Here is a 20,604-nt window from a genome sequence, read left to right as displayed (position 1 = left end):
ACATCTTTTCCTCCTATGCCTTAGATTTCACCAGTAAATACAAGAAATATGGAATCCCAATAATTGAAACAACAATTCCAACAGCTAGCTCCGATGGTGCAAATACGGTTTTGCCGATAAAATCAGCTAAAATTAACAAACCTGCACCAATTAACGCACTCACGGGCATGACATAACGATGCTGAATACCAACAAGTTGCTTCGCAATATGTGGTGCCATTAAACCGATGAAACCAATACTTCCTGATACGGATACACAAGCACTAACAAGACCGACACTGGCTAATAAAAGCTTCATTTTCTCCTTTTCAACCGCAATCCCTAAACTCGTGATGCTATCCTCTTCAAGCTGAAAATAATCCAGTAAATACGATTTCCTATGCACATAAATGCCTAAGATGACAAGCCAAGGAATCATCGTTAGTACAAAAATCCAATTCGCATTATAAATTGAACCTGCCATCCAAATGGCTGCTGATTCAAAATCTTGTGCACTCATTTTTAAGGATAAGAACAGGGATAAAGCTCCGAACCCACTGTTAATGGCTATACCCGTTAATATTAATCGTTGCATATCGAGATGACCATTTTTCAAAGCAAAAGAAAAAATCAGGATAGCCGCAATCGTTCCACCGATAAAACCGAACAATGGCATCATTAAAATAGACAGCCAGCTACTCATATCTGCACTCACTAGCTTTAATTGAAAGAAGAACATAAATATGACGACTGCCGCACCTGCTCCTGCATTTATCCCTAAAATACCTGGGTCTGCTAGTCCATTACGTGTAATACCTTGTAAAACTACTCCTGCCATTCCTAAGCCAATGCCAACGAGTCCGGCAATGACGATTCGAGGTAAGCGAAATTCAAAAATAACAAGGTCAAATTTAGAATTTGGCTCAATACGCAATAGTGTTTTGATAACATCCATTACAGACATATCGAAAACACCATTTGTAATATGTAGATAGCTCGCAACTAAAATCAGTAAAACAAGCATCGACATAGTCAAAAAGAATACACTTGAGGTATTTTTACGCACGTTTTTCACCTCCGTGCTTACGAACTAGATATAAGAAGAATGGTACACCAACCAATGCTGTTAGGACACCAATTGGCGTTTCAAATGGATAATTGACAACACGACTTAAAACGTCACAGAGCGCTAAGAAAAAGGCACCAATGACAGCCGCGCAAGGAATAATATAGCGATAATCAACACCAACAAGGAAGCGTGTAATATGTGGTATGACTAACCCTACAAAGGCAATTTTCCCTACTAGGGCTACTGCTGTCCCTGTCAAACATACTACAGCTAGCATGCTAATAATACGCACTGCTTTTGTTTTCTGCCCTAGTCCCATGGCAATATCTTCACCTAGTGAAGTAATGGTAATTGCTTTTGCAGATAATAGAGCCAAGACTAATCCTGTCAAACCAAACGGAATAGAAAGGACGAGCATATCCATATCTACCATATGTACCTTTGTGTTATACCAAGCACTTACTGTTTGTGATACTTGGAAATACATAGCAATCGCTGTAGCAATACTACTTAAAAATGTACCAATGACCGTTCCTATAATGGCTAGCCTTACTGGTGATAGACCATTGCGAATTAACGAGCCAAAACCAAAGACAATCCCTGCCCCTAATGCAGAGCCTAGCATTGACAATAAAATCATTTGATAATTTGGTAGCCCTGGAAAAAAGACGATAGCTAATGTGATGACAAATGCAGAGCCATCATTGACCCCCATTAACGAAGGAGATGCTAAATAATTTCGTGTAATCCCCTGCATGACTGCTCCAGCTACTGCTAAAAATCCTCCAACTAGCAATACAGCGGCTACTCTAGGAATACGTCCTGTCCGTATAATTTGATGATCAACATTAGATGGATCGAATGCTGTCATTGACTGCCACACTGTCATTGCACTAATATCTTTAGTTCCATACAGAACGGAAACGAGTGCTATAAGGGCAATCAGGAAAGGAGATACCGCTAATATTGAAAATGACACGATGTTTGTTTTTTTCAACTTTCACACCTTTTTCTTTATCCATTTCGCGAAACACAATGTCGATTACTCAGGTGATATACCCTTTGGAAAACAACTACCTTCAATGAAAAAATACGATATCTTACAAAAGGCTGGTAATAGCCCGGTGATATCACCAAATCTACTACCAGCCTGTTTATCTTATTTAAGTAATTTTTCAGCTGCGGCATCTAAAAATTTCACCTTAGACCAAGCAGTACCACCTTGTGCTAATGGCTCAATTGTGTTGACGAAAACTTGATTATTTTGTGCTGCCTTTAAGCTAGTGAAAATTGGATTCTTTTGTAACTCCTCTAACGCTTTTGGAGAATCCGTATTTTCTGATTCCTCAAATTGAAGGAAAATGGCATCTGGGTTTACTTGCGCTAATGTTTCAAGTGATAATTCAGCTTGTGCTTTTGCAGTTGTTAAAATTTCTGGAACTGGTGCTCCTAAATCTTCATATAGTACAGGGTTTAAATACACACCTGCTGGATAGATGTACATTACGCCACCGCGAACACGAATGATTAACACTTGCTTATCTGCTAATTGCTCTTTGGATTTCACTTGTGCATCAGTAACTTTTGCTTCATAGTCTGAGATGATTTTCTTAGCATCCTCTTCTTTATCAGCTAACTGTGCAAGCAATGTTAAATTTTCCTTCCAGTTTGTTGAAATATGTGAGTATGGAATCATTGTTTGAATTTTATTCAACTTTTCAGCCGTTTCTTCAGGGAATTTCGAAGTACCCACGATTACATCAGGGTCCAGATTAAGAATGGCTTCTGCATTTGGCTCCATTTTATTTCCTACAAGTGTAGCACCTTCAAAATCTGATGCTAGATAAGCAGGAATTTTGCCACCAACTTCAAGTACACCGGCTGGCTTAATACCAAGCATTGCAGCATCTTCCATAGATTCAAGACTTGCAGCGATAATATTGTTCACTTCTGCTGGAAGCTCATATTTCTCACCTAAGTACGTGATTGTCTGTGTTTTAGATTGTTCAGTTTGTGATTCCGTTGCACTTGTTTCTGCTGTATTAGTAGTTGACGTAGACTCCTCTGCCTTATCTGTTCCACATGCAGCCAAAGATAATGCTAAAAGTGCTGGAGCACACATTTTAAAATATTTATTCATAGATATTCTCTCCTAACGAGCTCATATTGATAATGATAATCGTTTTCATATGTATGTCAATACATAATTGATACTCATTATCATTTACGGATACTATCCTAACAAAGTGAAAAAAGATTGTGAATGGACGATTTCGAAAATGACATGGATTTTTGCCGATTTCATCAAAAAAAAACTGCTTCTTTTTTATGAAGAAACAGTTTTTATATATAGTTAGCTTCCTCCATTTTTTCCTTTCGGTATGCTGAAGGTGACAAGCCCGTACATTTTTTAAAAACTCGGCTGAAATAAAAACAATCTACATATCCGACACATTCAGCTACTTCTGCTACAGGAATCACATCATACTCGAGCAATTCCTTTGCACGTCGTATACGATATTCTGTTATATATGTGCTCGGATTCATGCCTGTATGCTGCTCAAACAAATAAGCAAAGCGGCGACGCTCAATACCAAATTCCTTAGAAATATTTGATACGGAAAGTTGCTCCGCATAATTTTCATGTATATACTGTAATGCCTGTTCCATTAACTCACTGGCACTATCTAGAACCTTCATTTTTGCCGCTAAAAGAATATTCTCCAGCAAATTCATAAATAAAGTCTTAGACTTAAATATAGCCATATTCCCCGGAAAGGAATAGCTTTCTATCAATTGCTGAACATGACTAATAATTTGCGTATTAAACCCTGTATTAATTAAAAAATGTTGCTCTGAAAGTGGAAAAAGAGCTACTTCCTCTGTTGGTAGACTGTAGTGAACGACTGCATACTCCCAACCCTTGTGGCCCGTCGCTTTCACTTCGATTGGCATTTGAGGCCCTGCGTGGACAATCATTCCAGGCTCCATCACATAGGGAGTTCCATTAAAGCTAAAGATTGCACTACCTGCAAGGGGAACAACTAATCCACACTTTTCTGGTGCTGTTGTTCTGCCTCTATCAACTTCACCAGGTTCCATTTTTTTAGTAAACACATCTGTAAATTTTACAGAAGCATGTGCAAAATAATCAATTAAATATTTGATATCCATAGGCAAACTCCTATACCTGTATAGCTTTCTGAAGCTGTGAAAAATGATGTACATCGTGATTGATTAATCCTACAAAATAGTCCACAATTGTCAGCTCCGACTGCCCAATTGTAAACGATTGCTGCCATTGCTCATCTGTCAATTGTTGTATGGCCTGAAGTAATCGACTCCTCGTGGAAAATAAAATCTGTCAATGTTGCAAGCATAGGCTGTTCACGACTTTTTTTAGCCGCCATCTTATTCAACTGTGCTGCATCAGGTCCTGTTGGTAAAGGTTCCTCTGTAAAAAGAAAAGGAAGTCGATGATTCAAGACAAATTCATCCCATGACGGAAGATGTCCGATGACCTCAGCAACTGACCATTTTTCAGGTTCGATCGCCATACGCCATTGATTCTCCGATAGTCTCCTCAAATCATTTATCCAGTCAATTGATCTTTCATCATGTTTGATGATATAGATTTTATCTCGTTGCAATGGACTCCCCTCCTTTTTTTACTGAAGATTAATTTCTAATTTTGGCCAACTTACATGCCATTTCTTTTGAAGAATTCTTTGGCGATAAATTGTATAATAATCCTTACTTTCGAGGAAGAATGGTGTCGGCTCTACAATGCCAGCTCCTAAATGCCTAATGCCATATGGTGCAGCAATTTCTAGTGAATCATCTATTAATTTTATCCCAATTGCCGTTGGGATTTCAGGAAAATGAGCGATTCCATCGACAGCAGATTGATACGGCTTACTACCATTTAGCACATGCATTCTTGCCTGATTTTTCACAGACCACGGCTCATTTGGAGATATCTTTCTAAGTTTCTGTTCATACTGTTTTTCTATGTCTTCTGCTAAATTGATTTTATCAAAATATATCACATCAATATCAGCAATTGGTGTTCTTTCTTCTTTTTCATGAAGATAATCCCATACCATGGAACGAATGACCCCAGCACATACCCACCAATCGGGGAGTTGCAATGTATTGATTGTTGATAAAATATTCATCATCCAATCATCTGCTACTATTAAATTTCTTAGTTCTTCCTCCGTTTGTAGTAATCTCACTTCATTAGCCTCCAATTTATATACCACAGTTATATAAGGGCTGTTCAGCTCACATGTGTCCTCATCTTTGGAAGCTGTACAGGTGCATTTATTGGCTCCCAGTTAGGTTTCCTAGCACTGCCAAATATTCCGTTAAAAGTAGCTAAAATACTACTAACACTCATTATTTCATTGTTGTTTGTCCAAGTCGCATTGAAAATAATTTAATAGGCACCACTCAAATGTTCATGAATTAACTTCCATTCATCGTTCACCCAAGTAAAAATATTTGTTGCTCTACCACTACCTGATACAAATTTTTCGTTATGATAACCTTCATAGTGATATGTATAAAGACAGGTAGCCGTCTTTTCATCAATTGTTAACCATTTTACATTACTAGCCGAGTAAACCTCTTCTTTAATGACATGCCACGCATGCTTGAAGTATGCCTCAATCTCTTCTATAGTTGTGCATGTTTTATCAGAAAACCAATAAACCGCTTGTGGATGCAAAATTGCCTTTACTTCTTTAAAATCATGCGTATTTGTTGCTTGTATATAACGTTCTAATGCCTGTTGATGTGTCATTATTTCTCCCCTTTTTTAACAATATTATCCTAAAATTTCATGATTGTCGTGTGATTTTTTGCTCTAACAGCCTATAATGAAGATAAAACTCTAAAGGCGAAGAATTGAGGAGGAAGCTGATGTTAGCAACTATTGAAAAACAATCTAATCGTCATGTCGTAAAGTACAAACGACCGTTACCACATTCAGTAAACGCCGTTTGGGAAGTGATTACTACCAATGAAAAATTGCAAAAATGGATGAGTAATCTTGAAATCATTGATCTACGTAAGAATGGTAAAATGCGTTTTAATATGAACGATGGAACAAATACCTATGAGGAAATAGCTATAACAGATTATATAGAGAAAAAGGTACTCGAATTTGATTGGGGAACAGATTCAGTGAGATTTGAATTGTCTTCTACAGACAATGGCTCATTATTGCTTTTTGCAGAGACTTTGCACGAGCTAACGCAGCACACTTCAAGGGATTTAGCAGGGTGGCATATATGTCTTGATCTGTTAACAGATTTGTTGGATGGCATTGAACATCATAGCTTTCCAATGGAGGAGTGGCAACAACGATTCAACGAATACAAAGAACTGCTGGATAGCTATAAAAAATCCTAGAGTAACCATTACTCTAGGATCACTATTATGGATAAAAGGCAGTGGCTATTTCCAATGCTTTTAAAGGATCTTTGATCGAATCGAGTGTGTAGACAAGCTTTTCATCCTGCCACACGATTAAATTGCCTGATTGATAAACATCCAGCTGAGCCATGCCATATTGCTTAGGAATAGGCAGCATATGACTCTCTAAATATTCTACTGCCTGCTTAGCAAGTTTTACTCCTGCTTCAGGATTATCAATTCGTGTATGCGAGGCAATGGACCATCGTCCCTCATTCCAACCAGTCCATAATGAGCCAGCACCCGCATCTTGATAACCTTTTATATTATACCCTAGGTCAATTTTTTGCCCGCCATTTTGACTAAAGTTATCAAATGCAATCTGTGTGCTTGCCCCTTCTGCGCTTTTATATTGTTTGACCAACAATCTTCCAATGACAGTCGCTGAATTCTTTAATCGAATATCATTAATTGGCATATTCTCTTTGCTTTCATAAAAGATAATTTCAACTAGGTCATCATCAGTCCTTGTTGTAGCTGTTAAAAAGCTTCCTTTAGCAATGGGTAAAGCGGTTGGCATTTTTATTGGTACATTCACATGTATTTGCTCCTTTATTTGTTGAAGAGCCTCAGTCTGTGTCATCGATGTATCAGTATTAGATTGTCTTACAGATGTATCGTTCTTATTGTCATGTGCTTGATGATTAGTAGCTTGATCAGCACAAGCACCTGCTATAGTCATACTTAACAACAAAAAGAGAAATATTATTTTTTTCATCGCTTAAACCTCCATTTACCAGTTTACCTATAATCCATATTTTTCCCTGGCAACAGTTTATTTAAACGCTTAGCTATTTAAGCTCATTGATTTGCTTCGTCAGCTCGTTAAACTTTTGGTCAAGCATTGGGTAATCCTTATCCTTAGCTGTCAAAAAGCTCAGTTTACCTAATATCTCTTGTCGTTCTGTTTCAAGCTTTAAACGAAGTGCGACTGTGTCGTCTACTTGCTTCGGAGCATCTTTTCTCCATTTTTTCTTGATGTGCTGATTGTCAATCTCCCAAACGCTATTCGTTACTTTTTCTAGAAAGTATCGATCATGGGAGACGACAAGTAATGTCCCATTATATTGCGCAAGTGTTCGCTCTAACTGTTCACGCGAAGGTAGGTCAAGATGATTCGTTGGTTCATCTAAAAGAAGAACGTTTTTGTCCTCTAAAATATAAGCCATCAGTTTACACTTGACACGCTCGCCCATGCTCATCTTGCCTATAGCAGATGTCCAATGTGTTGGTGTAAATCCTAGATTCTTCATCAGATTGCGGACTTTCCCACGCTCTTCAAATGTTTCTTGATAAAAATATTGCTCTGGTGTCTGATCTAGTGGTAAATCAAATACTTCCTGTGTTAAATAACCTATGGTTGCTGCAGGGGATAGCCACACCTCTCCCTCAGCTTCTAGCTTCCCTAAAAGAACTTTTAAAAAGCTTGTTTTTCCGCTACCATTCTTTCCTGTAATAGCAATTTTATCTCCAAATTGAGCAGTGATGCTGACATCTTTCAATAACGTACGATCACCAAAAGATAAAGATAAATGCTTGCTCTCCAATAATCGCTTGCCAACACGTTGATTCGTGTTTAAAGAAAAACGAATGTCTGCTTCAGGCTCCACCGCTTTCACCCTTGCCTTCGCAAGCTCTGCCTCTAATCGCCTCTTCTTAGATTTCACTTGTGCGTCTAGCCGCTTTGCCTTCACACGATGATACTCCTTAAAGCCTTCTAGTTTTGTTGACTGTGCATGACCCTTTTGTGACCAAGATGTGAGTTCCTGCATTTGGGCCTCAATCCGATCAATGTTTTTTTGCTGTTTCTCGTAGGCACGTTGCTGCGTCAATCTTCGGTGCTCTCTTTCAGCCATATAGCTTGTATAATTGCCATAATGTTCAATTAAGCTCTGTTCCTCAATAGACCAAATTTTTGTGGCAACCCTATCTAAAAAATAACGGTCATGTGAGACCACAATAATCGTTCCCTTATTGTTTTGTACTTGTTTTATAAGAAAAGCGGTACTTTGCTCATCTAAATGATTCGTCGGTTCATCAAGCAATAGAATTTGAGCATTCTGAGCAAAACCTTCTGCAAGACGCATTTTAAGTTTCTCTCCACCGCTTAAAGCTGCAAATGATCTATTGGGTACCTGCCATTTTGCCAGCAAATCAGCCTCTCTTGCAGATATTGCTGGTTTGTCAAAATGAGCTAGCTCCTGTTCAACGATTGTGATTTTTACAGCTGATAACCCTTGTATTACTCCCGCAGTTGGCAATAATGCACCTTGAATCAACTGTAACAATGTCGATTTCCCAGCACCATTTCTTCCAATAATGCCGATAACCTCACCTTGTTTTACGGTGCCTGTCACATGTTCAAATAGTAAAGTATCCTTTATTTCATAACGTACATCCTGTAATTTTAAAAGTTCCTTCATACTATCCACCCTCTCCAGTTGGAGGGACAAAAAATCCCTCCAATTATTTTGGAAGGATTAGTCGCTACAATATCATGCACAAATAAGCTATTGTAATAGCTATATTTATCACTCCAAAAGCAAGTTTTGGAGGAGCTAAATATTAGCAACTATGGGCCAATATTTAGCTATTATTATGGAAAATGGGCAGACTAATCCTATTTTTGTTTTTCGTGAAATATAAATTTCATGTGTAAAAAATAAGATTAGTTATTCATTAGCCACCCATCTTCCCTTCATTTTTAGTTACCGTCATTGTAACACCTTTTATTAAAAAATAAAAATCTCTACTCTAGAGTAGGTTTATCTAAAACATTCATAGGAGCGAATTTGATTTCTTGAAATGGTACGGAAATACCAGCCATATCTGCGGCTCCAGCGGAAACCCGCAATGATTTCCCTTCCTATAGCAGTTGGGAAAAACCAAAAACTCCGACCAGTGTTCATCCAAATATACGTATTTCTAAACAAACAAGAACGTATACCACTTGATCCTACTCGCCATGCAGGAATCGGTGGCGAAAAACCTGGTGGTGTGCTCATGGGCATTTGTCCTACCGGAGGAGGTCCGAAATGAGTTGGCCCAAATGACGTTGTTTCAAAATCATCATAATCTCCCCAGCCAGGTCTTCTAAAATTATCTTCTCTAAATGGATTATTGTACACACAAACCCTCCTTTTACATTACTCAATATATGTAAAAGGGCGATTAACCGTTGAGCCATTGCCCATCTATCGAAGGTAATCCGTTACCTATTAATGTATAATGAAAGGGATATTTTTCTAAAAGGAGTCCTTATGAGAAAATTACTGTTACTCTTACTAGCCATTCTTATCGCAGGAAGTATGTGGTTGCTACTTGCTCAAAATCCAGTATCTTCTTCCACTAGTATCCAAGCAAAAATTGCTGACGTGAAAGATTACAAATACTACTTAGATAAAGGCAATGCTGCCATTGGTAAGGACATGACGAAGCTTGATCTAGTGATTGTAGAACCTATTGAAATGCAGCAGAAGTATATTGACAGTGCCCAAAAAAGCGGTACTTTAGTGTATGGCTATATTAATGCAATGGAGGCAGATAAATGGAACAAAGCCCTCTACCATCAATTAAACGAAGAAGACTTTTATCGAAATAAACAAGGTGAAAAAGTGTATTTTGCTGAATGGGATTCCTATTTAATGGATATGACTTCGAGTCATTATCAAGAACTTTTACTAACGGAAATCCAGAAGCAAATTGTACAGAAAGGCTTAGACGGTGTGTTTTTAGATACGGTTGGTAATATTAATTCTTATTTACCCCAAGACGAGCAAACATGGCAAAATGAAGCCATGTTATCATTTCTCCAACAAATTAAAAAACACAATCCTGATCTATCTGTTGCTCAGAATTGGGGGTTTCAAACACTAGCTGATTATACAGCACCCTATGTCGACTTTATTATGTGGGAAGACTTTTCTTACCCAGTGGTAGGAAAAGACGAATGGTCACTCGATATGATGCAAAAACTCGTCCATATACGAGATGAATTTGGTACACAGGTTATGGCAATTAGTTTTGAAGATGAAACAAAAAGTCGTGTATTAGCTGAGAAGTTTGATTTTAAATTCTTTTATAGCCCTGCTGGTTCATACTATAATACCTGGCAGTGATGATATCCCCCCTCTAAAACACTACTGTTTTTGTGGGGGTATTTTGTTTAAGTGCTCACCTCATGGGTAGACTAAAAGAAATTCAGCTTGAGGTGATATGATTGGGTATGACAAAGATGTACGAGGAACAAAATCATAAACACGAAAACCGCTTTCAATATAAACAACGTAATATGTGGACAGGCATATTATTCGGCCTTGGGGTTGTGGCATTTATAGATGAGGTCATTTTCCATCAATTATTACATTGGCATCATTTTTATGATAAATCTACAGCTGCTATTGGGTTAGTGTCAGATGGTTTATTTCATGCATTCAGCTTTTTCGCGACGATTGGTTCTGCTTTTTTATTGGCTGACCTACATAGAAAGCATGGATTTTGGCTAAAAAGATGGCTTGGTGGTATTTTTCTAGGAGCTGGCATATTTCAATTATACGACGGGATTATTCAACATAAATTCATGAAACTGCATCAAATTCGTTATCATGTTGATATTCTCCCATATGATGTGGTTTGGAACATATTAGCGGCTCTATTAATTGTTATTGGTGTGGTCTTGTTACTCCAAACCAACCAAAAGGGACATTAGGAGGTTGCCCGTTTTGCATTCTGCTCATGCTCAAAGCTTTCCCATTATAGTACAGCTACTAATAGCTTTGCCATTTTTTATAGCCATTATTTTTTATATCGTAGCTGTCATTGTTTCGAATCAACATAAAAAACAATGGCCGCATTTTCGTACTATCTGTTGGCTTGTGGGAAATGTAAGTGCCATCGTGACACTAATCGGTCCATTGGCTTCTCTTAGTCATGTCCACTTCGCAGCACATATGATAGGGCATCTATTGCTTGGCATGCTTGCCCCCCTACTTATGGCATTAGCAGCTCCCATGGCACTCCTTTTAAGGACATTATCAGTGAATACGGCTCGTACTCTTTCTCGTACAATGAGGAATCCTTATGTTCGTTTTATTTCTCACCCAATTAATGCGTCTATTTTAAATGTAGGTGGCTTATGGTTACTCTATACGACATCACTTTTCAATCTTATGCATGAACATATACTTCTATATATTTTCATTCACCTTCACATTTTTCTAGCAGGCTATGTGTTTACCATTGCCTTTATTTATATTGATCCTACACCCCATCCATACCCTTATGTCTTTCGATCACTTATATTAGTAGTAGCACTAGCAGCTCATTCTATATTGGCAAAATATATTTATGCAAATCCTCCTCAGCATGTCCCTGTCACACAGGCAGAGCTAGGTGCCAAGATCATGTACTATGGTGGCGATGCAATTGAAATCATCCTTGTTTATATCCTTTTTTATCAATGGTTTAAAAGCACAAGAAATGCTATTCACACAAAGACAACCATTTCATCACGCTAATTCTACCTCTGACTTAAGAGGATAAATAGGATTGAATAATCCGCCAGTCCTCTAGCTTTTCAGCAAAAGATTTTATATTTTTTCCTGGGATCGGACTGGTTGATGGCATTTTTTTATAAGCTCGTTCTTCTAAAAGCTCTAGACCTATATGCTTTTTAAAAACCTCAAATGCTTTCGCTCCATTAAAGAGTACTAACTGGATATTAGGATATTCTTCAAATAAGGTTTGAAAATCATTTGGTTTTTCATTGCGAATTGCTGCGTCTAAGCTTCCTTCACGCTCACAAGTTTCAATCGTGTCCCAAAGACCGATTGCATTGTGTTTTAACAATGCGATTCTCTTTACATAATCGTCAGGAACCTCCGTCTCTAACAGCTCACTCATAATGGGCCAAAAGTGATTGCGTGGATTGCCATAATACTGTTGCTTTTCTAATGATTGCTTTCCTGGCATTGAGCCTACAATGAGCACCTTTGTTGCTGAATCTACGACTGGTAATAATACATTTTTTATTTCACTGGACACAACAATCACTCCTTTCCTCTATTGTAGCGGAAAATCTGAACCAGCAAGTATATCTTTGCTTGACGTAAATAGGAGATGTCGGGATGAATGCTTCTTACTATACGACTGAACAATTTTATAGCCTATACAGTAGCCTATCCAAGGTGGCAGCTCACCACCGTATAAAAACGGCCTATGTTTTTCTACTCCTTCAACCTGTAAATTCTGCAAAAAATGACTTTTCCATAAAACTAAAAGCTCTGTAGCTGAATATTTTTTTAACCATGGTGCAAGCCACTTTTCTCCGTATAAATCTTTCACTGCACTTTCTGCTAAGCCCTCTAAAATCAGAGCATCCAACAAAGTCATCTCATCGAGGGATTTTTTTAAATTGTGTAAACGGCAGACATGATTATATTCATGTGCGAACAATGCTTGCAGTTCCTGTGTCTCTACTTCTCCAATAAATAAAAAAAGAGCCTGAGGATAAGCCACACCGTTTTTATTGGTCATCGTTTGCTGTTGGGTAATTGGGAAAATATAAATCGGTATAGTCGGACCATTCCATTTCTTTTGCAAGTATATAAATTCTTGCTGTACGCAATCCCACACATTATGCTGCTTTAATTGCTCTACATCGACTGTCTCATCTGGTAGAAAAAGTCCCTGTTGCTGTAAAGAATAGTGTATTTCTTCTGACAAGCCATCTTGAAATAATTCGACTAAATGATCACAAAGAATGGAGCATTGCAAACTATGTAACTCATCTTTTTTTGTGGATTTTCTGGCATAAACAAATTCATCTAACCACTTATCTGTTGGCACAACTGCCATGTCATCACCTCTTCTCAGCATATGTCGTGAATAGACAATCGGCTAGTGATAAATGCTTCGGATCGCATATATTAGCTTGTAATGACATCGAAAGGAGGGATAATATTGAATCCAGCTGATGCTTATAATCTTTGCTGTAAATATCATGGCAAACGCGTTCGAATCTCGGATTCATCTGGTAGGGTACATGTTGGGGAAATCACTAAGGTAGACAGAAGACAGGTATGGATTCTACCTGATAGAAGACATAGTGGTTATGGTTTAGGTTTTTGGGGATTTGGAGGATTTGGTGGGGAAGGTTTTGGCTATGGAATTGCTTTAGGAACAATCTTAGGGATTGCACTAGCTCCAATCATATTCTTCTAACTCAAACTTTTAATATATGTGAAAAATAAGCCATTTCAAACCTTGTTGAGATGGCTCATTTTTCATTATTGAACTTGCTCCTGTTGCTGTTGTTTACTTTCAATCATCTCGGATATTGTGACAAATGTGTAGCCCTGTTTTTTTAATGCAGGGAGGATTTCTTCTAATGCCTTAATGGTTTGTGTACGATTCCCACCACCATCATGAAATAAAATGACATCTCCAGGCCTCGTTCCCTTCATCACCTTTTGCACAATTTTCTTTACACCAGGCTCTTTCCAATCTTGCGTATCCTGATGCCAAGACCACATCACAACCTTGTAGCCATCCTTTACAGCAGCATTAATCATAGCATCCGTATAATTTCCACCTACAGGACGGAATAAAACTGGGGAAAAACCAGTAATACTATAAATCGTGTCATTTGTCTTTTGAAGCTCCTCTTGCAATTTTTTGATGGAAACTTTAAACGGATGTGTATACGTATGATTGGCTAATTCATGGCCTTCTGTATAAGAACGTAAAACAAGCTCTGGATATTTTTCTGCATTCTTTCCAATAATAAAAAAGGTTGCTTTGGCATCATATTTTGCTAATAAATCAAGCACTGCCGCAGTGTACTTGGGATGTGGGCCATCATCAAAGGTGAGGGCGACAATTTTATCCTCTGTGTTGATATCCCATACCACTTCTCCTGTTTCCTCATAATAAGGGCGACCCTTATCAGCATAGCCTTTCTCTCCTAAAAATCCCGAGATGATTAAAAAGCAAACTGTAAAAACCAATACATGTATACGTGTCATAGCATCACCTCCCAAGTCCGAATTCACAGAACTCCGTCAACTTACTATTTACGAATTGCAATGAAATATACTTGTGAAGGATTGTCTGTTTTCTCCTTTTAATTATTTCATAACAATTTTGAACGATATGTGAAAAACAAGGGTTAGTGCTTTATTTATTTCTTTATTGATGTAAAATAAAATCACAACTGATATATAACAATTTTATAAAAAAATAATGTTATGTAACACAATGGAAGGGATGACATATATGTGGGTTATTACAGTATTTGAAGAAAACACTTATCGAATGTTTGAATATCGTTCTAAAAGTGAAGCAACAACTGCATTACATAAATTTAAACAAACTGCTCTGCTTTCTTATACAAGGTAAAGAGATACAAGGAATCTATTCATCAGGAGTAGATTCCCTTTTTAATTGCCTCCATTAACTTCATCCATCATCTCATTCGTTTTCAGCATTATTCATCTGATGACTTTTTTCAAGGAAATGTTGAACACCTTGCTAGTCATCACCATATGTATATAGAGAAAAGGAGTGATTTCGATGGTGACAATTGAACCTATTATGATTAAAGGGCATTTCTTCACTGCAGTAGTTGTTCAATTACCTAAAACAACGCTACTGACCATTTCTAATACGACAGGCTACATTATGTGTGGAGCTTTAGATGTTGGCCTATTAAATAGTCGCTTAGTTGATCGGAAAATCGTTGCTGGTCGTGCAGTAGGTGTTAAAACAATTGATGAGCTATTAACAGCCCCATTAGAATCGGTAACGTATGAAGCAGAACAACTTGGTATTACTGAAGGAATGACTGGCGTAGAGGCACTTTTAAAAATGATCTAATTGGCTATAAAAAAGCGTCAACTAGACGCTTTTCTTTTTTGTTTGCCAACCGATAGTTGAATAAGCAAATATCCCCTTCCACATACTGTGGGACAAAGGGAGTTGTTGTTATGAATAATGGTCAACATTTTAAGATACATCTAACCTTACTTGCTATCGTCTTAATTGTATTTACCTGGTCAGTCATTAAACCATCCTCTTATTTAGATTGGCTGGCTGAGGTTAGCCCAGGAGTTGTGGCAATAATAGTCGTAGTTTGTATCTATCATAAATTTCGCTTCACCACATTTTCTTATATCATCATTGCCCTATTGTCGATCCTTACTTTTATAGGTGGACATTATACCTATTCAGAGGTTCCTCTTTTTAATTGGCTAAAAGAAGAATTTCATTTCCAACGCAATCACTATGATCGTTTCGGTCATTTTTTAAAAGGTTTATTAGCCATCGTGATAAGGGAAATATTACTTCGAAAGACGCAGCTTACTAAAGGAGCTTGGCTAACAGGTATTACAATTAGTATTTTGCTCGCAATTGCTGCTTTTTATGAAATCATCGAATGGTTAAGTACAAGAATCTCGAAGGGCAGTAAAGGGACGAAAGATTTTTTAGGCATGCAGGGAGATCGCTGGGATGCACAATGGGACATGTTTTTAGCCTTGTTGGGAACTATTTTAACTTTACTTTTCTTCACAAAGCTTCATGATAAATATTTAAAAAGACTAAACAAGGAATAAATTTCTTTGCATAGCATTATTATATACCTTACGAAAGGTGGTTTTGTATGTACTATGCACAAGTCAATCAACAAGTACCCCATCTATCACGCGTTATTACGGTAACTGGCAATGGCCAGGTAATGGCTACTCCAAGCTCTGTACAAATACAAATAGAAGTCCAAACACAAGGCAATAATGTACAAGGCCCTCAGCAGGAAAATGCAAGGATCATGAATCAAGTCATTCAGTCACTAGTAGCCCTCGGTATTCCAAGAGAACAAATACAAACAGCTAGTTATACAGTTACACCACAGTATCATTTTGAGGATGGCAAACAAATTTTTAATGGCTATGAAGTGGTCAATGCCATTACCGTCAATGTATCAAACATCGATAATTTGGGCTTAGTCATTGATACAGCCATAGAAAATGGAGCAAATCGTATTGCCAACATTCAGTTCAAATTGGACCATATAGACGCTTACTATCAGCAAGCATTAAATTTTGCTCTTCAGAATGCACAGTTGAAGGCGAAAACAATAGCAGAAACCATGCATCTTCCTTTACAGCCACTCCCTATAGAAATTGTGGAAGAGCAAGCTAACACACCGATCCTTTACCGCTCTATGGCTGTTTCCTCAGGAGTTACGCCTATAGAACAGGGACAAATTGCTATTGATGCTACTGTCCGCGTAAAATTCCAATACTAAAGACAGGCGCCTTCCACTAATTGATTAGTAGAAGGCTCTCATTTATTTTACAAGTGTATTTTTTTCAATAAGGATTTCATCATCCTCTGTTTTAATAACCATATCAAAATGTTGGCAATATGGATGCATAAATAATTCATATTGAATACGTCGTTCATCATGTGATTGTTTTAAATAATTTATATCTGTCCCTCTATCAAGTACATCACGATCTGATCTTCGCTTAAGCTCTGTAGCCCCATCTGTATAAAAATAAATTTTGAAATCCAATAACTCTGGATCTATAAATGCTACACTCATTCCTTCTACTATCGTGATCTGTTTTTTTGAAGAAATTAATGTGCTTTTCATATAATGTGTACCGATTGTCAATAAATCCAGCCCTGCTCTTATCATCTGAACATCTCTTTCCAATGAAGGAAGGTGATGGGCAGCGGGATGACAAGCGGTCATTTTAAAACGATGATTTACATTTTGATATGTATAATTAATCATTGTCTGTTTGCGAATATCTGAACTAACAATATAAGGATCAGTATTCAAATAATTCACTTCAGCTTGATTTAAAACTTTTAAAAGCTTTTCAGCAAATGTTGTTTTTCCTGCAGCTCCATGACCTGAAATGCCAATAATAATCCTTTTATCAGCAAATCTGATCGATTCCAATATTTCTTGAAAAATCTTCTCCATAGTATTGTTGTCCTCCCTAATTAAAAAGGTATGATGGAAAATTTGCACCATACTCGCTGTACTTTAAAAATAATAACAAACAGTTACAATACATAGAAGTTCATTTTCCAAATTTTTATGCGTTAACTCCATATCATTTCTAGCTTCGATCTAATAAAAACAATTTGACAGGTTGTCAGTCAATAATTATAATAAAAGCATCTTAATTGATATTGATTATCATTTAAGATGCTTTCACTCAATAATTAAATTTAACTTTCACAGTTTGTCTTAGGAGGGATAAATCAAATTTTCCATGAGGGACTCCGAATAAATGTTCGAACGTAGATTGAATGGCTTTAATTCTAGCAATACGTTCATCTTTATTCCATTTAAATAACGATGAATCTACCCAATGGTGGATTGTCGATAGGAAAAATTCTGCCACTAGCGTTGGATTTTCAATGTGAAAGAGCCCCTCTTTATTGCCTTGTATATTTAAATCTGTTAGCAGTGGCGTAAACTGACAAATGGTTTGTACATGTAATATTTGACGCAGAGTAGCATTACTATCATGTTGTAAATATTTAAAGATTTCGACATGGCCTGTTGGATCATCAAGCTCATAAACAAAAATCCATGCAATTTTCTCATACGCCGTAAGTGTCTCATTATAGATGACTTCTGTAAATTCTTGCTTTATTCCTTTAAGTTGCCTATCAATTAATGCATTTGCCAATGCTTCTTTGGATTTAAAGTAATAGTACAGCGTTCCCTGTGCTACTCCCATCCTTTTAGTTATATCAGTAGTTGAGGTTTTTTCATAACCTTTTTCACTAAAAAGAGACTCTGCTGTATCTAAAATCTCATTTCGTCGTTCTGATGCACTTTTTGTTACTCTAATCATTTTCTGAACTACCCCCTTTTTTCATTTAAGCATTTGACTAATAACTAGTCAAATGATCAGAGTGAGAAGAAATATTGTGAAACATTATTGAGTGACTGTCAGTCAAATACTAATTTTTAGGAGGATTTAAATGTTAAAAAAAACCCTTTCTCTATTAGGTTTCACACTTATATTGCTGATTTTAGGTTGTGCACAATCACAGGAAACTATTTCTGAGAAAAAAGACAATACAACTATTAATGGAAACTATCCATTAACACTAGATACCTACACTTATGAAGGACAGAAAATCTCTCAGACTATCCCCAATGCTCCCGAGAAAGTGATGGTCATCGGTTCAGCTGTCGCAGAGTTAATAGTTAAGTTTGGACAGCAAGAAAAAGTCGTTGGATTTGCATATAGTGATTTAACAAATTCAGACTACAAAGATGACATTGACAAACTACCTTTAGTTAGTGAAATGTGGCCAGCTAAGGAGGCTATCATGGCTCTAGAACCTGATTTAATCTACTCTATTGCTTCTGCATTTAGAGAAGAATTAATTGGAAGTATCCCTTCTTGGAACAACCGTGGACTGCCTGTTGTTTCTTCCACCAACTTTACAATAGGACGTAGCATAGATATTTACTTTGAGGAAATTCAAACATTTGGGAAGGTTTTTAATATAGAAGATAAAACGAACAAATATCTAACTGAACAACAAACACGCATAGATGCCATTACTTCTAAAGTTAAGGATTCTAAAGAAAAGCCTACTGTCCTATTGATAAGTGGCGCTAGAGGTAAGTATTTCTACTTCTCAGCAAAATGGGCCATGATTGACGAGATGATTGAAGGTGCAGGCGCTACATATTTAGAACTTTCGAAAGAAGACTATATTGAGCTTTCAACAGAGGCAATTATTGCAGCAAATCCAGATAAAATTATCATCACAGAATTCCAAGAGCCTGATCAAGAAAAAACAAAAAATAATTTAATGAATGATAAAAAGCTTCGAACTGTAAAAGCCATTCAAAATAATGAAGTTATGGCCGTAGAATATACAGGAGCTATAAATGGTGGTATTGAGATTGCTGATTTATATGAGGAAGTAGCTGCATTTATCAACCCTGAAATAGTTAATGGAGTGAAAAAAAATGCTCAAAAGTAAATTTTCTTTTTTTACCCTACTTCTATTTTTGATAGTGCTAGTTTTCATTTCTATAATTGCTTCTGTTTCCATAGGACAAGTCAGTATACCATTTCTTGATTCTTGCAAAATTGTTTTATATCAAATTACAGGAATAAACATAGGTCATATAGATACAACTATTTCTAACATGACACTTGAAATCATATGGCAAATTCGTTTTCCCAGAGTTTTATTAGCACTATTCGTCGGGAGTGGTTTGGCACTTTGCGGTAGTGTGATGCAAGCAACCATTCAGAATCCACTTGCAGATCCTTATTTACTTGGTATCTCCTCAGGTGCTTCACTAGGTGCAACATTCTCTATCATATTAGGGTATCAGCTCAGCCTTTTTGGAGAATCAAATTTAATGATTTGGGCGTTTCTAGGTGCGTTATTGGCAACATTTCTAGTATTGCTGCTATCAAGTATTGGGGAAAAAATGTCTGTTATTAAACTTATTCTAGCCGGAACTGTTGTCAATGCACTATTTACAGCTCTATCTAATCTATTTATATATTTTGCTAAAGATGCGGAAGGTGTACGTTCAGTATCATTTTGGACAATGGGGAGTTTGTCCACTGCTGATTGGGATGACCTGCCTTTAATCGCTACTACTATTATTATTATAGCTGTATTTTTCCTCTCCCAATGGCGCATTATGAATGCAATGCTTATGGGAGATGATGCTGCTATGACATTAGGTATTAATATAAATACTTATCGAAAAGTATTTTTAGTTATTTCTGCCGCTTTGACAGGCATTATAGTTTCAACATGTGGAATCATTGGCTTTGTTGGGCTTATCATTCCACATATTGTACGCATCTTTACAGGGTCAAATCATCAACAACTACTACCTATTGTTATTTTAGTAGGGGCTATCTTTTTAATCTGGACAGATTTATTAGCAAGGTCAATCATTCCTAACAGCGAATTACCAATTGGCATCGTAACCTCATTATTAGGTGCCCCAGTATTTATGCACATGTTAATAAAAAAGAAATATGGTTTTGGGGGTAACTAAT

27 protein-coding genes are annotated in these 20,604 nt (G+C 37.0%); 11 read left to right on the top strand and 16 right to left on the bottom strand.

From position 1 onward, the window contains the following. Positions 1-13: 13 nt before the first annotated feature. From AC6BKE_RS05140 to AC6BKE_RS05105, 8 genes are all read right to left on the bottom strand, one after another. Positions 14-1,045, bottom strand: coding sequence for a FecCD family ABC transporter permease (locus AC6BKE_RS05140; RefSeq protein WP_271911233.1), 1,032 nt, complete (start codon positions 1,043-1,045; stop codon positions 14-16). Further along, complete coding sequence (locus AC6BKE_RS05135; protein ID WP_058843890.1) at positions 1,038-2,045, bottom strand: FecCD family ABC transporter permease; 1,008 nt, start codon at positions 2,043-2,045, stop codon at positions 1,038-1,040. The genes AC6BKE_RS05140 and AC6BKE_RS05135 overlap by 8 nt, the downstream gene beginning before the upstream one ends. A 162-nt stretch (positions 2,046-2,207) precedes the next feature. Then, positions 2,208-3,188, bottom strand: coding sequence for an ABC transporter substrate-binding protein (locus AC6BKE_RS05130; protein ID WP_342544403.1), 981 nt, complete (start codon positions 3,186-3,188; stop codon positions 2,208-2,210). Between the two features lie 203 nt (positions 3,189-3,391). Continuing rightward, the gene (locus AC6BKE_RS05125) at positions 3,392-4,222 is read right to left on the bottom strand and encodes a helix-turn-helix domain-containing protein (RefSeq protein ID WP_036128644.1); all 831 of its coding nucleotides are present in this window, start codon (positions 4,220-4,222) and stop codon (positions 3,392-3,394) included. Between the two features lie 10 nt (positions 4,223-4,232). Further along, the gene (locus AC6BKE_RS05120) at positions 4,233-4,364 is read right to left on the bottom strand and encodes a hypothetical protein (RefSeq protein ID WP_255358797.1); all 132 of its coding nucleotides are present in this window, start codon (positions 4,362-4,364) and stop codon (positions 4,233-4,235) included. Further along, complete coding sequence (locus tag AC6BKE_RS05115) at positions 4,354-4,698, bottom strand: DinB family protein (protein WP_230593980.1); 345 nt, start codon at positions 4,696-4,698, stop codon at positions 4,354-4,356. The genes AC6BKE_RS05120 and AC6BKE_RS05115 overlap by 11 nt, the downstream gene beginning before the upstream one ends. A gap of 18 nt (positions 4,699-4,716) precedes the next feature. After that, on the bottom strand, positions 4,717-5,286 hold the full coding sequence (locus AC6BKE_RS05110; protein WP_342544406.1) for a nucleotidyltransferase family protein: 570 nt from the start codon (positions 5,284-5,286) through the stop codon (positions 4,717-4,719). A gap of 203 nt (positions 5,287-5,489) precedes the next feature. Next, positions 5,490-5,855: a nuclear transport factor 2 family protein gene (locus AC6BKE_RS05105; RefSeq protein ID WP_036128648.1), complete on the bottom strand. Its 366-nt coding sequence runs from the start codon at positions 5,853-5,855 to the stop codon at positions 5,490-5,492. 119 nt (positions 5,856-5,974) lie between these two features. Here AC6BKE_RS05105 and AC6BKE_RS05100 point away from each other — a divergent pair, with 119 nt between their 5' ends. Further along, a complete protein-coding gene (locus tag AC6BKE_RS05100; RefSeq protein WP_058843886.1) occupies positions 5,975-6,466 on the top strand; it encodes an SRPBCC family protein in 492 nt (163 codons plus the stop codon). Positions 6,467-6,491: 25 nt separating this feature from the next. Here the strand turns inward: AC6BKE_RS05100 and AC6BKE_RS05095 are convergent, their stop codons facing one another. The 3 genes from AC6BKE_RS05095 to AC6BKE_RS05085 form a co-directional block, all read right to left on the bottom strand. Next, positions 6,492-7,247 carry a hypothetical protein gene (locus AC6BKE_RS05095; RefSeq protein WP_271911278.1) on the bottom strand — a complete coding sequence of 252 codons (756 nt, stop codon included), beginning with the start codon at positions 7,245-7,247 and terminating at the stop codon, positions 6,492-6,494. 73 nt (positions 7,248-7,320) lie between these two features. Beyond that, positions 7,321-8,952, bottom strand: coding sequence for a ribosomal protection-like ABC-F family protein (gene abc-f, locus AC6BKE_RS05090; protein ID WP_499856087.1), 1,632 nt, complete (start codon positions 8,950-8,952; stop codon positions 7,321-7,323). Between the two features lie 342 nt (positions 8,953-9,294). Continuing rightward, the gene (locus tag AC6BKE_RS05085; protein ID WP_330493687.1) at positions 9,295-9,657 is read right to left on the bottom strand and encodes a hypothetical protein; all 363 of its coding nucleotides are present in this window, start codon (positions 9,655-9,657) and stop codon (positions 9,295-9,297) included. Between the two features lie 132 nt (positions 9,658-9,789). Between AC6BKE_RS05085 and AC6BKE_RS05080 the strand changes: the two genes are divergently transcribed. The 3 genes from AC6BKE_RS05080 (at position 9,790) to AC6BKE_RS05070 (ending at position 12,045) form a co-directional block, all read left to right on the top strand. Further along, positions 9,790-10,647 (top strand): endo alpha-1,4 polygalactosaminidase, encoded by an 858-nt coding sequence (locus tag AC6BKE_RS05080; protein WP_342544409.1) that lies wholly within the window; start codon positions 9,790-9,792, stop codon positions 10,645-10,647. 107 nt (positions 10,648-10,754) lie between these two features. Then, entirely contained in the window at positions 10,755-11,237 is a 483-nt protein-coding gene (locus AC6BKE_RS05075) for a DUF2243 domain-containing protein (protein WP_445668817.1), read from the top strand. Positions 11,238-11,250: 13 nt separating this feature from the next. Continuing rightward, entirely contained in the window at positions 11,251-12,045 is a 795-nt protein-coding gene (locus AC6BKE_RS05070) for a cytochrome c oxidase assembly protein (protein WP_036128662.1), read from the top strand. A gap of 13 nt (positions 12,046-12,058) precedes the next feature. Here AC6BKE_RS05070 and AC6BKE_RS05065 read toward each other — a convergent pair whose 3' ends face one another. Then, the gene (locus AC6BKE_RS05065; protein WP_036128664.1) at positions 12,059-12,571 is read right to left on the bottom strand and encodes a DNA-deoxyinosine glycosylase; all 513 of its coding nucleotides are present in this window, start codon (positions 12,569-12,571) and stop codon (positions 12,059-12,061) included. Between the two features lie 18 nt (positions 12,572-12,589). Continuing rightward, complete coding sequence (locus tag AC6BKE_RS05060; protein ID WP_036128666.1) at positions 12,590-13,384, bottom strand: DUF2268 domain-containing putative Zn-dependent protease; 795 nt, start codon at positions 13,382-13,384, stop codon at positions 12,590-12,592. A 105-nt stretch (positions 13,385-13,489) separates the two neighbouring features. Here AC6BKE_RS05060 and AC6BKE_RS05055 point away from each other — a divergent pair, with 105 nt between their 5' ends. Further along, a complete protein-coding gene (locus AC6BKE_RS05055; RefSeq protein ID WP_036128668.1) occupies positions 13,490-13,750 on the top strand; it encodes a hypothetical protein in 261 nt (86 codons plus the stop codon). A 65-nt stretch (positions 13,751-13,815) separates the two neighbouring features. Here the strand turns inward: AC6BKE_RS05055 and AC6BKE_RS05050 are convergent, their stop codons facing one another. Then, positions 13,816-14,553 carry a polysaccharide deacetylase family protein gene (locus AC6BKE_RS05050; protein WP_036128670.1) on the bottom strand — a complete coding sequence of 246 codons (738 nt, stop codon included), beginning with the start codon at positions 14,551-14,553 and terminating at the stop codon, positions 13,816-13,818. Between the two features lie 241 nt (positions 14,554-14,794). Here AC6BKE_RS05050 and AC6BKE_RS05045 point away from each other — a divergent pair, with 241 nt between their 5' ends. The 4 genes from AC6BKE_RS05045 (at position 14,795) to AC6BKE_RS05030 (ending at position 16,832) form a co-directional block, all read left to right on the top strand. Next, positions 14,795-14,926: a hypothetical protein gene (locus AC6BKE_RS05045; protein WP_280139374.1), complete on the top strand. Its 132-nt coding sequence runs from the start codon at positions 14,795-14,797 to the stop codon at positions 14,924-14,926. 174 nt (positions 14,927-15,100) lie between these two features. Beyond that, positions 15,101-15,403: a YunC family protein gene (locus AC6BKE_RS05040; RefSeq protein ID WP_036128672.1), complete on the top strand. Its 303-nt coding sequence runs from the start codon at positions 15,101-15,103 to the stop codon at positions 15,401-15,403. Positions 15,404-15,513: 110 nt separating this feature from the next. Further along, positions 15,514-16,140 carry a DUF2238 domain-containing protein gene (locus AC6BKE_RS05035; protein WP_342535156.1) on the top strand — a complete coding sequence of 209 codons (627 nt, stop codon included), beginning with the start codon at positions 15,514-15,516 and terminating at the stop codon, positions 16,138-16,140. A 47-nt stretch (positions 16,141-16,187) separates the two neighbouring features. Beyond that, on the top strand, positions 16,188-16,832 hold the full coding sequence (locus AC6BKE_RS05030; protein ID WP_058843880.1) for an SIMPL domain-containing protein: 645 nt from the start codon (positions 16,188-16,190) through the stop codon (positions 16,830-16,832). A 42-nt stretch (positions 16,833-16,874) separates the two neighbouring features. Here the strand turns inward: AC6BKE_RS05030 and AC6BKE_RS05025 are convergent, their stop codons facing one another. Together AC6BKE_RS05025 and AC6BKE_RS05020 are read right to left on the bottom strand one after the other, a co-directional pair. After that, positions 16,875-17,522 (bottom strand): uridine kinase family protein, encoded by a 648-nt coding sequence (locus AC6BKE_RS05025; RefSeq protein WP_036128684.1) that lies wholly within the window; start codon positions 17,520-17,522, stop codon positions 16,875-16,877. A 238-nt stretch (positions 17,523-17,760) separates the two neighbouring features. Next, positions 17,761-18,408 carry a TetR/AcrR family transcriptional regulator gene (locus AC6BKE_RS05020; RefSeq protein ID WP_058843879.1) on the bottom strand — a complete coding sequence of 216 codons (648 nt, stop codon included), beginning with the start codon at positions 18,406-18,408 and terminating at the stop codon, positions 17,761-17,763. 130 nt (positions 18,409-18,538) lie between these two features. Here AC6BKE_RS05020 and AC6BKE_RS05015 point away from each other — a divergent pair, with 130 nt between their 5' ends. Continuing rightward, the gene (locus AC6BKE_RS05015) at positions 18,539-19,558 is read left to right on the top strand and encodes an ABC transporter substrate-binding protein (RefSeq protein WP_499856081.1); all 1,020 of its coding nucleotides are present in this window, start codon (positions 18,539-18,541) and stop codon (positions 19,556-19,558) included. Beyond that, the gene (locus AC6BKE_RS05010; protein WP_036128690.1) at positions 19,545-20,603 is read left to right on the top strand and encodes a FecCD family ABC transporter permease; all 1,059 of its coding nucleotides are present in this window, start codon (positions 19,545-19,547) and stop codon (positions 20,601-20,603) included. The genes AC6BKE_RS05015 and AC6BKE_RS05010 overlap by 14 nt, the downstream gene beginning before the upstream one ends. Position 20,604 lies beyond the last annotated feature (1 nt).

This window comes from Lysinibacillus sp. COL-1 (assembly GCF_059814265.1).
Note: the sequence above shows the minus strand (reverse complement) of the source record. Positions and strands in the feature narration are given on the sequence as shown.